The organism is Stenotrophomonas sp. OVS01A, from assembly GCF_019969775.1.
Taxonomy (GTDB): Bacteria; Pseudomonadota; Gammaproteobacteria; order Xanthomonadales; family Xanthomonadaceae; genus Stenotrophomonas; species Stenotrophomonas indicatrix.
In genome coordinates, this window is sequence record NZ_JAHXYV010000005.1 from 195,959 (window position 1) to 208,814 (window position 12,856).

Annotated in this window: 15 protein-coding genes and 1 other RNA gene; 2 read left to right on the top strand and 14 right to left on the bottom strand. The window is 67.1% G+C overall.

Annotation, left to right across the window (positions count from 1 at the left end; all coding sequences use genetic code 11):
• From rpiA to LC407_RS16895, 6 genes are all read right to left on the bottom strand, one after another.
• Positions 1 to 648, bottom strand: a complete 648-nt coding sequence (gene rpiA / locus LC407_RS16870; protein WP_032976728.1) for a ribose-5-phosphate isomerase RpiA — start codon at positions 646 to 648, stop codon at positions 1 to 3.
• A 24-nt stretch (positions 649 to 672) separates the two neighbouring features.
• Positions 673 to 1,152, bottom strand: a complete 480-nt coding sequence (locus LC407_RS16875; protein WP_025874197.1) for an EVE domain-containing protein — start codon at positions 1,150 to 1,152, stop codon at positions 673 to 675.
• On the bottom strand, positions 1,149 to 1,742 hold the full coding sequence (locus LC407_RS16880; protein ID WP_025874198.1) for a 5-formyltetrahydrofolate cyclo-ligase: 594 nt from the start codon (positions 1,740 to 1,742) through the stop codon (positions 1,149 to 1,151). Before LC407_RS16880 ends, LC407_RS16875 begins: the two co-directional genes overlap by 4 nt.
• Positions 1,743 to 1,825: 83 nt before the next feature.
• Positions 1,826 to 2,011, bottom strand: a non-coding RNA gene (gene ssrS, locus LC407_RS16885) — 6S RNA.
• Between the two features lie 97 nt (positions 2,012 to 2,108).
• Positions 2,109 to 2,405: a cell division protein ZapA gene (locus LC407_RS16890; protein ID WP_025874199.1), complete on the bottom strand. Its 297-nt coding sequence runs from the start codon at positions 2,403 to 2,405 to the stop codon at positions 2,109 to 2,111.
• Positions 2,402 to 2,623, bottom strand: a complete 222-nt coding sequence (locus LC407_RS16895) for a TIGR02449 family protein (protein WP_025874200.1) — start codon at positions 2,621 to 2,623, stop codon at positions 2,402 to 2,404. The genes LC407_RS16890 and LC407_RS16895 overlap by 4 nt, the downstream gene beginning before the upstream one ends.
• A gap of 153 nt (positions 2,624 to 2,776) precedes the next feature.
• Between LC407_RS16895 and LC407_RS16900 the strand changes: the two genes are divergently transcribed.
• Positions 2,777 to 3,325 (top strand): YecA family protein, encoded by a 549-nt coding sequence (locus LC407_RS16900; RefSeq protein WP_059064996.1) that lies wholly within the window; start codon positions 2,777 to 2,779, stop codon positions 3,323 to 3,325.
• A gap of 5 nt (positions 3,326 to 3,330) precedes the next feature.
• A complete protein-coding gene (locus tag LC407_RS16905) occupies positions 3,331 to 4,653 on the top strand; it encodes an aminopeptidase P N-terminal domain-containing protein (RefSeq protein ID WP_099786135.1) in 1,323 nt (440 codons plus the stop codon).
• Positions 4,654 to 5,150: 497 nt separating this feature from the next.
• On the opposite strand, the gene pepQ is transcribed toward LC407_RS16905, so the two are convergent.
• From pepQ to rph, 8 genes are all read right to left on the bottom strand, one after another.
• Entirely contained in the window at positions 5,151 to 6,482 is a 1,332-nt protein-coding gene (gene pepQ, locus LC407_RS16910) for a Xaa-Pro dipeptidase (RefSeq protein ID WP_223483241.1), read from the bottom strand.
• A gap of 75 nt (positions 6,483 to 6,557) precedes the next feature.
• Positions 6,558 to 6,932, bottom strand: a complete 375-nt coding sequence (locus LC407_RS16915) for a PilZ domain-containing protein (protein WP_025874204.1) — start codon at positions 6,930 to 6,932, stop codon at positions 6,558 to 6,560.
• On the bottom strand, positions 6,929 to 9,205 hold the full coding sequence (locus tag LC407_RS16920; RefSeq protein ID WP_223483242.1) for a DUF1631 family protein: 2,277 nt from the start codon (positions 9,203 to 9,205) through the stop codon (positions 6,929 to 6,931). The genes LC407_RS16915 and LC407_RS16920 overlap by 4 nt, the downstream gene beginning before the upstream one ends.
• Positions 9,206 to 9,324: 119 nt before the next feature.
• Complete coding sequence (hemW, locus tag LC407_RS16925) at positions 9,325 to 10,551, bottom strand: radical SAM family heme chaperone HemW (protein WP_223483243.1); 1,227 nt, start codon at positions 10,549 to 10,551, stop codon at positions 9,325 to 9,327.
• 34 nt (positions 10,552 to 10,585) lie between these two features.
• Positions 10,586 to 11,086: a hypothetical protein gene (locus LC407_RS16930; RefSeq protein ID WP_025874207.1), complete on the bottom strand. Its 501-nt coding sequence runs from the start codon at positions 11,084 to 11,086 to the stop codon at positions 10,586 to 10,588.
• Positions 11,087 to 11,112: 26 nt separating this feature from the next.
• The gene (gene rdgB / locus LC407_RS16935) at positions 11,113 to 11,715 is read right to left on the bottom strand and encodes an RdgB/HAM1 family non-canonical purine NTP pyrophosphatase (RefSeq protein ID WP_025874208.1); all 603 of its coding nucleotides are present in this window, start codon (positions 11,713 to 11,715) and stop codon (positions 11,113 to 11,115) included.
• Positions 11,715 to 12,101, bottom strand: a complete 387-nt coding sequence (locus LC407_RS16940) for a VOC family protein (RefSeq protein ID WP_025874209.1) — start codon at positions 12,099 to 12,101, stop codon at positions 11,715 to 11,717. The genes rdgB and LC407_RS16940 overlap by 1 nt, the downstream gene beginning before the upstream one ends.
• A complete protein-coding gene (gene rph / locus LC407_RS16945; RefSeq protein WP_025874210.1) occupies positions 12,098 to 12,823 on the bottom strand; it encodes a ribonuclease PH in 726 nt (241 codons plus the stop codon). Before rph ends, LC407_RS16940 begins: the two co-directional genes overlap by 4 nt.
• Between the last annotated feature and the right edge of the window lie 33 nt (positions 12,824 to 12,856).

The following is a 12,856-nucleotide window of genomic DNA, read 5'->3' on the forward strand; positions in this document are numbered from 1 at the left end:
TCAGAGCACGATCGGCGGCTCGCCGCCGACGATCACCACATCGGCACGGCGCCGTGCGAACAGGCCGACGCAGACCACGCCCGGCAGCTGGTTGAGCTCACGCTCGAGCTTTTCCGGATCGGTGATCTGCAGGTTGTGGATGTCCAGGATCTGGTTGCCGTTGTCGGTCACCACGCCCTCGCGCCAGGTCGGCTGGCCGCCGGTCATGTCGCGGATCTGGCGGGCAACCAGGCTGCGGGCCATCGGGATCACTTCCACCGGCAGCGGGAACCTGCCCAGCACCGGTACCTGCTTGCTCGGGTCCACGATGCAGACGAAGCGCTCGCTGGCCTCGGCGATGATCTTCTCGCGGGTCAGCGCAGCGCCGCCGCCCTTGATCAGGCACTTGCCGGGATCGCACTCGTCGGCGCCATCCACGTACAGCGACAGGGTGCCGGTGTGGTTCAGTTCGATCACCTCGATGCCATGCTGCTTCAGGCGCGCGGTGCTCTGTTCGGAACTGGACACCGCACCCTTGATGCGATGCTGGATGCGGGCCAGCGCATCGATGAAATAGGCGACGGTGGAACCGGTGCCGACACCGACGATCATGCCGTCTTCGACGTACTCGATGGCCTTTTCGGCGGCCAGGCGCTTGGCTTCAGACATTGCGGAGAGCTCTCAGGCAGGGAATCAGGATTTCTTTTCCAGCGACAGCAGCAGCTTCCACTGCGCAGCGGTCACCGGGAACACGGACAGGCGGTTGCCCTTGGCAACCAGCGGGAAGCCTTCGCCGAGTTCCTCGGCATGCAGCTTGATCTCGTCCAGCGCGATCACCTGCTTCAGCTTGCGGTCGAAGGCCACGTCCACCAGCATCCAGCGCGGGTTCTCGCGCGTGCTCTTGGGATCGTGGTAGTCGGATTTCGGATCGAACTGGGTGTCGTCCGGGTAGGCCGCGCTGGCCACCGTGGCCAGGCCGACGATGCCGGGCACCTTGGTATTGGAGTGGTAGAACAGGATGCCGTCACCGACCTGCATGCCATCGCGCATGAAATTGCGCGCCTGGTAGTTGCGCACGCCGTTCCAGGGTTCAACCTTGACCTTGGCCAGGTCATCGATGGAAAAAGCGTCCGGTTCGGACTTCATCAGCCAGTAGCGCTTGCGGGCGGTCATGCGTTCACGGGGGCAGCGGAAGGGAGCAGGGTGCCGGCTTCAGTGCAGATCGCATCCACCGGCACGTCCCAGGACGCCACCGGCAAGGACTCGACCTGCTGCACCGAGAATGCCGCGCCGACCAGCCAGGGTGGCGCCGGCCGATCATGGCGGAAGGCGAAGCTGCGATCATACCAGCCACCTCCCATGCCCAGCCGCCGGCACCGTGCGTCGAAGCCCACCAGTGGCGTCACCACCAGGGCCATCTGCGCCGGTTCCAGCGTGTCTTCGATGGCGATGTCCGGCTCGGGAATGCCGTAGCGGTTGCTGGTCAACGGTTGGCCGGGGCGCCAGGGCGCGAAGCGCAGCACGTCGCCGTGCAGCACCGGCAGGCAGTAGGTCAAGCGATCGGGAAGCTGCAGTTGCCAGCGGTGCAGGGCGATTTCGCCATCCAGCGCCCAGTAGCCGGCCACGGCGCCTTCGCGCGGGGCGAACGGCAGCGCCAGCAGCGCATCGGCCAGCGATTCGGCAGCGGCGATACGGGCGGGGGCGGAAAGGTCGCGGCGGCGTTGCCGCAGGTCGTGGCGCAGGGCCTGTCGCGGGTCGGTCATGGCAGCGTGCGGCAAGGATCAGCCGTCATTGTGCCGGAAAGAACAAGGGCGACGCCCGAAGACGCCGCCCTTGCTGGAATATTGCATTCTCCGCAATGTCGATGCATGCGAAACGACCTTGAACCCGGGGGCTCAAGTGGGAACGCTGGAGAACCATCGGGCTTCCCGCTGCAAGGCGGACCTGCACTCCCGGCGCTGTCGCGCTCCCGGTGTCGTTCTTAAGGGACAAGGCGAATGTTTGCACATGCCGTCGAGTACCGCAGAGAACGCGTGGCCATTATAGCTACCGCGCGTGATCTGGATAGGCCGTTCGTCGGCAACAGTGCGTGCCAATTCAGAAAAGAGAAGGCGCATTCCGCGCCCATCTCAGGTGCTGCTGTCGATCGCCCGGTCCAGGCGCCGGTTCAGGTCGGCCAGGGTCTGTTGCAGGGCGACCGCCTGGCGGGCGTTCTCATCGCGCAGCAGCTGCAGTTCGTGTGCCAGGTTGAGTGCCGCCAGCACCGCGATGCGGTCCACCGCGGCCATCCGGTTGCTGCCGCGGATCTCGCGCATGCGCGCATCCAGCAGGCGGGCGGCCGCCATCAGGCTGTCGCGTTCATCGCCACCAACGCCGACCGTGTATTCGCGGTCTAGGATACGGACGCTGACCGGTTCGGCACTCATGTGTGCTGCTCCAGGGATTTGAGCCGGGTGATCATCGCTTCCACCCGCGAACGCGCCTGCTCATTCTTGGCCAGCAGCGTCGAGCGCTCGGCCACCAGCTGTTCCTGCTGGTGGCGCAGGCTGCGGTTCTCCTCGGCCAGCCGCTGGTTGCGGTCGAGCAACGCCTCCACACGGGCGGCGAAGGCCTGCAGCTGGGCAAGGGGATCGGCGGGTTCCATGCCCGCACGATAGGCAAGCCGGGTCAGGGCGGTCAAGCACTGTCGCAGCAGGGCCCGGCGGCTACGGAGAGCAGGCGGACACATTGCTACACTACCGGGCTCACGGGCGCGCGCGTGCGCGCTCCGCAGTTTCCCTTCCGAACGAGCCGCACGATGACCGAACTTCCCTCCGTCGACGACGTTACCCGCGCCAGCCAGGAACTGGGCCTGGGCGCCACTGCTGCCGAGCTGCATGGCGGGCTGTGCGGCTGGCTGGCCGCTGGTGGTGCTCCTGGCAACGATTGGCCGGCGCGCGTGCTGGCCGACGACAATCTGCCGCAGGTAGCTGCCGACAGTGCGCTGGCGCAGTTGCTGGAGGCCACCATCAAGCAGCTGGAAGACCGGGACTTCGCCTTCGAGCTGCTGTTGACCGACAGCAGCGACGTGGCCGCGCAGGCGGACGCCATGTTCAGCTGGACCCGTTCCTTCCTGGGCGGCTTCGGCCTGGGCAGTGGCGGCCACCGGCCGGCCCTGTCCGAAGAAGGCGAGGAGGCGCTGAACGACCTGGCCAGCCTGGCCCGTGCCTCGAGCGAGGATTTTGAAGCGGGCGGTGATGATGACGACGAAGCCCTGTCGGAGATCGAGGAGTTCATCCGCGTGGCGGTGCTGCTGCTGCACGGTGACGTGGTGCTGGCCGCGCGCCATCGGCAGCGCCTGAACTGATGGATATCAAGCAGCGCACCGGCATCGCTGCCGGCGAGTACAAGCGTCGTCGCCGGCAGTTGATGGACATGGCGGGCGAAGACGCGATCCTGGTGCTGCCGGCGGCATCTGAGAAGGTGCGCAGCCTTGATACCCATTATCCGTACCGGCAGGATTCGGATTTCCAGTACCTGAGCGGCTTCCCGGAGCCGGAAGCGGTGCTGGTGCTGATTCCCGGCCGTCGCCACGGCGAAGCGATCCTGTTCTGCCGCGAGCGCGATCCCGAGCGCGAAGCCTGGGATGGCGGTCGCGCCGGGCAGGAAGGCGCCGTGGCGCAGTTCGCGATGGACGATGCCTACCCGATCACCGACCTGGACGACATCCTGCCGGGCCTGCTGGAAGGGCGTTCGCGGGTGTACTACCACTTCGGCCGCGATGCGGATTTCGACCTGAAGCTGATCGGCTGGGTGAACCGCGTACGTTCGCAGGTGCGCCATGGCGCACAGCCGCCGCATGAGTTCCTGGAACTGGGCCATCTGCTGCACGAGCAGCGGTTGTTCAAGTCCGGTGCCGAGGTGGCGTTGATGCAGCGCGCGGCCGACATCAGTGTGCTGGCGCATCGCGCGGCCATGCAGAGTGCGAAGGCGGGCATCCACGAGTACGAACTGCAGGCCGAGCTGGAGCGGGTGTTCCGTGCCAACGACGCGGTGCCTGCGTACTGCAGCATCGTCGGCGCCGGCCGCAACGCCTGCATCCTGCATTACCGCGACAACAACGCGCGCTCGCGCGACGGTGAACTGGTGTTGATCGATGCCGGCGCCGAGTACCGCGGCTACGCCAGTGACATCACCCGTACGTTCCCGGTCAATGGTCGTTTCAGCGCCGAGCAGCGCGCGCTGCATGATCTGGTGGGTGCCGCGCAGGCGGCGGCGCTTGCCCAGGCCAAACCGGGCGTGGCGTACGAAATGGGCCATCTGGCGGCGGTGCAGACCCTCACCGAAGGGTTGCTGCAACTGGGCCTGTTGAAGGGCACGCTGGAAAAGAATCTCACCGAAGGCTTGTACCAGCGCTTCTACCGGCACAAGACCGGGCACTGGATCGGGCTGGATGTGCACGACGTAGGTGACTACCGCCTGGCCGGCGATTCGCGCCTGCTGGAGCCGGGCATGGCCTTCACCATCGAGCCGGGGCTGTACATCGGCGTGGACGACACGACGGTGGAACCGCGTTGGCGCGGCATCGGCATCCGTACCGAAGATGACGTGCTGATCACCGACGACGGGCATCGGGTGTTGACCGAAGGGCTGGAGCGCAGCGCCGACGAGATCGAAGCGTTGATGGCGGGGTAAGGGTGTTTCTGCAGGGCTTGCAGCCCTGCACCCGCTACAAGCCAGAGCAACAGCAACAGCAACAGCAACAGCAACAGCGGCATTCCGTGGGATGGCGGGGTACTGTGGGTTTGCGGGGCCGCCGCAAGTACGTCCTTGTAGGCTTGGTCGCGGCATCCATGCCGCTCACACCCCGCAAACCCACAGTACCCCGCCTTCGACAGTTTCCCGCGGCTGTTGGTAACGGCGGTTGTCGGCACGCGGGACTATTGGTAGGTGTCGACCTTGGTCGACACGGAGCGAGCGCAGCAAGCGACCCGCTTCTGCTTTTCTTTTTTCTTTTCCGTGGTTGGACGCGCGCAAGGAACTGTCAAAGGTGGGGCGGGTGGGCCATGCAGGGGCGTTGGCGCCATGGATGGCGCCATCGAGCTTACAGGGACGTACTTGCAGCGTCCCCTGCATGGCCCACCCGCCCCGCCAACCGCGGCTTTTGATTTCAGCATCCAACCACGAGGGGCTCAGCCGTTGGCCGCCGCAAACACCGGGCGCGTCAGGTTGTCCGCCTCGCCATCAGTGCAAAGCACTTCGTCTTCAATGCGGATGCCGCCGTACGGACGGAAGAAGTCCACACGCTCCCAGTTGATCGCATCGCCATGACCGGCGGCCTTCACTTCGTTCAACAGCATGTCGATGAAGTACAGGCCAGGCTCGATCGTCACCACCATGCCCGGCTCCAGCACGCGGGTCAGGCGCAGGTACGGATGGCCGGCAGGCCGCTCGATGCGGCCGCCCTCATCGCTGGCCGCGAAACCGGCCACGTCATGCACCTGCAGGCCGATCAGGTGGCCGATGCCATGCGGGAAGAACGCGGCGCTGACGCCGGTTTCCAGCGCAGTCTGTGGCGATACCTTGATCACGCCGAAGTCCTTCAGCACGCCCATCAGCGACAGGTGCGCATCCACGTGCAGCTGCTTGTAGTCGAAGCCCGGGCGCACGGCCGCGCACATCGTCTGCTGCGCGGCATCGACCGCTTCGATCATCGCCGCGAACTCGTCATGGCCGGCGGCGGCGTAGGTGCGGGTGATGTCGCTGGCATAGCCGTGCGCGCTGGCGCCGGCATCGATCAGGAAGCTGCGCAGCGGCTGCGGTGCCTTGCGGCCCAGTTCGGTGTAATGCAGCACCGCCGCATGCTCGTTCAAGGCCACGATGTTGCCGTACGGCAGCTCGGTGGCGTCCTGGCCCACGGCCTGGCAGTACGCCATGTGGATGCTGAATTCGTCGGCGCCGTTGCGGAACGCCGCTTCGGCCGCGCGATGGCCGCGCACGCCGAACACCTGCGCCTGGCGCATCAGGGCGATTTCGTACGGCGTCTTGCTGCCGCGGTGCCATTCCAGGTAGTTCACCACCGGCGCCGGATTGTTGGGCACATACGCGCCCAGCGCGCTCTGCGGCTCACCCAGGATCGCGCAGCGCGCCGGGTCGGGCGGCAGCAGTGCCAGCGCTTCGTCCGGCGTGCGGATGATATGGATGTCGAAGTGCTCGACCCACCAGCCGCTCGGTGCATCCGGCACCACATGCCAGTAGTCGAACGGCTGGTGGAAGATCACCGCCGGACGCTTGCCCGGGGTGAACACGATCCAGCTGTTGGGTACACGGGTCAGCGGCAGCCAGGCCTTGAACTGCGGGTTGACCGCGTACGGATAGTCACGATCGTCGAAGACCTGGTAGTGCAGGGTGCCGCTGGGCACCACCAAGTGGTCGAAGCCGCCGCGTGCCAGCGCCTGCTCGGCGCGTCGGCACAGCACGGCCAGGTGGTCGGGATACAGGGCGCCGGGGTCTTGCTGGATCATTGCGGTGGCTCGACACGGAAAACGGCCCTAGATTCTGCCGGATACCGACGCAATCCGCTGTGCCGGAACCGGCACTCAGCCCGTCGAAACCGGTGCCTCGTCGCTGTCTTCGCCGATCCACCGGCGCAGCAGCTGCCGATGCTCGCGTGACAGGGTCAGGAAGCGGAAGCCTGCCCAGCTCTGGCCGGGGGCATGCGCCGGTTCGCTCCACAGCAGGTGTACGCCGACGTCGATCCACTCGCTGCGGCCATCGGCCAATGGCAACGGGAAGCGCAACTGATACAGCGCGTCGTCGCGCAGCGCGGCGCTGGCCAGCATCAGCATGCCGGTCTCGGACACGTTGCCAAGCCGGCCGACCACGCTGTCGCGCATCTGGTCGGTCACCGGTACCAGATCGGACACCTGCCGGCGCGGCGCGCGGCGGGTATCAACGGGCGGTTGCGTACTCATGCCTTGGACTCCTGCGGGCGACGTCCGGCCAGAGTGCGCAGTGCGCTCAGGCTGGCCTGCCAGGCGCGGTCGACCAGACGGCCCTTGTCTTCGGTGACCAGTTGCGCGCGTCCGGCGGCCATCTGCCGGGCGAGGGCATCCAGGGTGGTTTCGCCGATCTTCTGCCCACGCGCGTTGACCAGCAGCACATGACCGGTCAGCAGGCTGTACCAGGACAGGCGCTGGCGGCGCAGCGCGCCTTCGCCATCGTCGATATCGAACCAGCTGCCGAAGGGCAGCGCGCACAGCTGCTGGTAACTGGCCTCCTCGGCCTCGCTGCGTGGTGCCGCATCGCTTGCCGGGGCCTGTGCGCCGGTGTGTTCGCCCAGCCGTGCACGGGCCTTCAGGCGTGCACTGAGCTCGGTGCGCGAGGTGCTTTCGTCTTCGCCACCCGGCGTGGACAGGCGGCGCGCGACGGCAGCCGCCTCCTCTGCGTGGTAGCCCACCTGCAGCAGGGCCGATTCAACCTCGGCAGCCAGCGCAGCGTCGGTCGCGCTGCTTTCGCTGGCGGCCTCGGCAGTGATCGCCGCGATGCGTTCGGTCTGCTGCAGGCGCTCCTGCCATTGCGGAGAATCATCGCCGTGGCGCAGGCGGGTCAGCGTCAATGCATCTGCCCACGCCTGGCGCAGCAGTGTCTGTACGAAGCGCGGCGGCTCCTGCGTATCGCAGCACTGGTCGATCTGCGCATTGGCCTGGCGTCGCGCAAGTTCCAGCCGCTCCTTGCCGCGTGCGGCTTCCACGTGACGGCGCTCGGCCAGCTCGGCGCGGTGCGCGGCGGCGCGCTGGTGCTGCTGTATCTCGTCGTTGGCGGCGGCAAAGGCCTCGGGCGTGCGTGCATCCTGGCCGAGCAGGCCCTGCACGCTCTGCGCCAGTCGCTGCAGCAGCTGCGGATCGACATCGTCATCGCCGAGCCAGCTGGCGCCGGCTTCAGCGACATGGTTGAGCAGTTCGCGTGCCGGATGTTCGTCGCGCACGAAGAAGCCCGGGTCGGCCATCGCTGCGCGCGCCAGCGGTACCTGCAGGCGCGCGAGCAGGGCGGCTGGCACCGGGTCCGGCCGTTGCTGCTGCTGCACCTGCTGCAGCAGCAGACGCAGCAGATCGAGGTTGTCGCGGTCGTGGCTGCCAAGGCTGGCCTGCGCGCCATGTTCGCTGCGCAGCTGGGCGACCACGGCGGCCTGCAGATCGGTCATGGCGCTGGCGGCGCTGGCCTGCCCCTGCAGGCGCGCGAGCACGGCATCAACCGCTGCACTGGGCAGGGCCGCTGGATCGGCCGCTGGCTGCGGGGTCTGCCGCGCCTGTTGCAGCATCTCGTGCAGCACGCTGCTGGCCGGTACCGTCATGCCGGCCGACGCGCCGGGCGCGTCCGCATCGGCGAAGGCGTCCTGCATCAACGTCGACCACGAGCCGGGCGGTGCCGAGCCGCCCCAGCCGGTCATCGGCGTGGGCACGCGCGGAGACGGGCGTCCACTGCGGCCGCTGCCGACCGACTGGGTGATGATCCGGCGGGTGCTCGAAGAACGTGCCAGGTACGGGGTGTAGACCAGGCCCGGCAGGATGCCGTGCTGTGCCAGCAGCGCATTGGCGCGGTCGAGCACATTGCCCAGCCGCTCCAGTACCTGCCGCTCGAAGCTGCGGTACAGCGCCATCTGTACCTCGGCGCTGAGGGCATCCTGTTCGGCCAGCTTCCGTACCATCGCGCACAGGGCCTGCGGTGCCAGGGGCAGGGTGTCAGCTTCAAAGGCTGGTGCGCCGGCAACAACACCCAGGCGCTGGCCCAGCAGGTTCAAGGCGTTGGCCGAACGCAGGGTTTCCCGGCGCACCATTTCGGTCAGCAGCAGGTCGCGGTCGACTTCATGCTCGGCGACCAGGGTCAACCCCAGCATGCCGGGCAAGGGCGGTGGCGTGGTGGCGGCTACGACCGGGGCAATCGGTTCACGAAGCCGCGCAAGCGCATCGGCCAGCGCATCGAGCATACGGTCGCTGAAGTGGCCGGCGAACGCATGCAGCTGGCCGCGCTGTGCCAGCAGGTCGGCCTGCTGTTGCGGGTTGCGGGCATGGTCGGCGTCATGCAGCAGGGTCTGCTCCAGCGCTTCCACGGTCAGGATCAGCGGTGCCGTCAGGGCCTGGTGGCACAGGCCGATCAACGCGCCCAGCAGCTCGCGCACGCGCGGCGGCAGGTCGGCTGCGGCCAGGCGGGCAGTGTCGGCACTGGAAAGGGAAAAGACAGCAGACATCGGCGAGGGGGTCCGGATTCCCGCGGATCGATCTTGGAATCTACCGTGTCGGCCGGTGAAGGCGCTACTTTAGCGATGGATCCATTCAGGGCCGCCTGCGATGGCGGCGCCGAAGCAGATCATGCTTCCAGGAACAGGCTGACCACATCGTTGGTGAAGCGCCGGCCCAGTTCGGTCGGCTGCACGTGCCCGTCTGCCACCACCAGCCAGCCACGCTGCACTGCTTCGCGCAGTGGTGTGTCCAGCACGCTGCGGGCCAGGCCGGTGCGCGATTCGAAGTCGCGCAGGCTGAACCCTTCGTGCAGGCGCAGCAGGTTGAGCATGTACTCGAACGGCAGGCGCTCGGCGGCGATCACTTCATCACCGCCGAACGATGCGGCAGTGCCTGCGGTATCCATGAACGTCTGCGGGTGCTTGTGCTTCCAGCGTCGCAGCACGTGTTCCTCGGCACCGGAACTGATCTTGCCGTGTGCGCCGGCACCAATGCCGAGGTAGTCACCAAAACGCCAGTAATTCAGATTGTGCGCGCTCTGCCGGCCGGGGCGGGCATAGGCACTCACCTCGTACTGGCCGAAGCCGGCCTGCGCCAGCAGCGCCTGGCAGTGTTCCTGCATGTCCCAGGCATGGTCTTCATCGGGGATGCCCTGCGGCGGCCGCGCGAAGAACACGGTGTTCGGTTCCAGGGTCAGCTGGTAGTGCGAGATGTGGGCCGGCTGCAACGCGAACGCGCGTTCCAGATCGGCCTCGGCACCGGCCAGGGTCTGCTCCGGCAGTGCGTACATCAGGTCGATGTTGAAATTGTCGTAGCCCGCGTCCTGCGCCATCTTCACCGCGCGCTCGGCCTCGCCACTGTCGTGGATGCGGCCCAGGCGTTTCAGCGCGGCATCGTCAAAACTCTGGATGCCGAAGCTGAGGCGGTTCACCCCGGCCGCGCGGTAACGATCGAAGCGACCGTGCTCGGCGGTGCCCGGGTTGGTTTCCAGAGTGATCTCGGCATTCGGTGCAAAGCGCAGGCGGGCACTGGCCTGCTGCAGGAAGCGGTCGATCGCCTCGGGCGGGAACAGGCTGGGCGTGCCCCCCCCGAAGAACACGCTGCTGACCACCCGGCCCCAGACCAGCGGCAGGTCCTGGTCGAGGTCGCGCACCAGCGCATCGATGTAGGCATCGAAGGGCAGTTCGCCCTTGGCCTGGTGCGAGTTGAAGTCGCAGTACGGGCACTTGCGCACGCACCATGGCAGATGCACGTACAGCGCCAGCGGCGGTGGCACCAGACGTGGCGGGGCGTCGTGGTCGCAGGACTCGCCGGGCAGGTGGTTGCAGTGGTCGTGGTCGTGGGCGTGCGGCATGGCTGGCGTGATGCGGACGTGGGGGAGCGGCAGATCAGTCCGCCGCCCGTAGAAGAGGGTCGACCAGGGAGCGCGGCTGCGCGCGAAGCACGGCAGCGGCAATCTGGCGGAAGAAGGGCGAGGGCCCTTTGTAGCTGCCTATAGCGTTGTCCATCAAACGGTGGCGCGCCGGACTGCAGCCATTGCGCATGCACAGATGGAGACCGGAGACCATGGCCTTGCGCTTGTCGGCAAAACTGTCAAGCCGTACTTCCAGCACGTCCACCAACGCCACATGGCGCCACCGATGCAGGCTGCCGATGTTGTGATAGCGCATGTGGCCGGCAGCAGCGTCCAGTTCGACGCGCTGCCACATGATGGGCGCGCCGATGAGCGTGATGACGGTCATGCCGACCAGCGCAACCACCGGTACCGCCCACCAGGATTCCTTCCCTGTCCACGCCAACATGCCGCCAAAGATCGCACCACTGATCAGCCCCAGTACGGCAAGCAGTTGCACCAGTTCCATTCCGGTGCGGTAGCGCTTCACTGTCATCCTTGAGTCTCCTGTCGGATGCTGGTTCAGGCCGCGAACTGCTGCTTGAGCTGCTGCTTGAGCTGCTGCAGGGCGATGGCGCGATGGCTGATGGCGTTCTTCAACGCCGGTTCCATTTCCGCCGCGGTCAGGCCGTGGGTGGTGTCCAGGAACACCGGGTTGTAGCCGAACCCATTCGTACCACGCAGTTCGCGGATGATCTGACCTTCCCAGCGGCCTTCGCAGATCAGTGGCTGCGGGTCGGTGGCATGGCGCAGCAGCACGATCACGGCGTAGAAGCGGGCGCTGCGCTGGCCATCGGCGATGTCGGCCATCGCTTCCAGCAGCTTGGCATTGTTGGCTGCCGCATTGGTCGGGTGACCGGCATAGCGCGCGCTGTACAGGCCCGGTGCACCGCCGAGGGCATCGACGATCAGGCCCGAATCATCGGCCAGCGCCGGCAGGCCGGTCGCTTCGCAGGCCGCGCGCGCCTTAAGCAGCGCGTTCTCGACGAAGGTCAGGCCGGTCTCTTCCACATCGCCCAGGCCCAGTTCGGCGGCCGAAGTGATCTGCAGCGGCAGGTCGGCGAGGATTTCCTGCATTTCCACCAGCTTGCCAGCGTTGTGGCTGGCCAGGACAAGCTTCTTCATCAGCGGGGCTCCAACAGGTCCCAGGTGTTGCCGTACAGGTCGCGGAACACCGCGACCGTGGCGTAGGGTTCTTCGCGCGGTTCTTCCAGGAACTGGACACCGGCAGCCAGCATCGCCGCGTGGTCGCGGCGGAAATCATCGGTATTGAGGAAGAAGCCGACGCGGCCACCGGTCTGGTTGCCGATACGACTGCGCTGCTCGTCGTCGCTGGCGCGGGCCAGCAGCAGGGCGGCGGCGCTGCCATCGGTCGGGCCGACCACCACCCAGCGCTTGCTGCCCTGGTCGATGTCGTCCAGCAGCTGGAAGCCGAGCTTGCCGGTGTACCAGGCGATGGCCTCGTCATAGTCGGCCACCACCAGGGTGGTCAGGGCAATGCGCCGGTTCATGCCGACAGCGCTGCCTGCTGCGCGGCCAGCAGCTCGGTCACGCCCTTCTCGGCCAGGCCCAGCAGCGCATCGAGCTCGTCACGGCGGAAGGCATGGCCTTCGGCGGTGCCCTGCAGTTCGATGAAGCCGCCACCGTCGTTCATCACCACGTTCATGTCGGTGTCGCAGTCGCTGTCTTCGGCGTAGTCCAGGTCCAGCACCGGGGTGCCGCGGTAGACGCCGACCGACACCGCCGCCACCGCGCCGAGGATCGGGTTGCGCTTGATGTCGCCGCGCTTCATCAGCACGTTCACCGCATCGACCAGGGCCACGTAGGCGCCGGTGATGGCCGCGGTGCGGGTGCCGCCGTCGGCCTGCAGCACGTCGCAGTCCAGGGTGATGGTGCGTTCGCCCAGTGCGTTGCGGTCGACGCAGGCGCGCAGGCTGCGACCGATCAGGCGCTGGATCTCCAGCGTGCGGCCGCCCTGCTTGCCGCGTGCGGCTTCGCGGTCGCTGCGGGTGTGGGTGGCGCGCGGCAGCATGCCGTATTCGGCGGTCACCCAGCCTTCGCCCTTGCCACGCAGGAAGCCCGGCACCCGGTTCTCGATGCTGGCCGTGCACAGCACGCGGGTTTCACCGAAGCAGACCAGCACCGAACCTTCGGCGTGGCGGGTGAAACCGCGCTGGATGACGACCGGGCGCAGCTGATCGGGCTGACGGCCACTGGGGCGGAAATCGGACATGGGGCAGGTTCCGTAGGGAAAGGGAGTACGCCA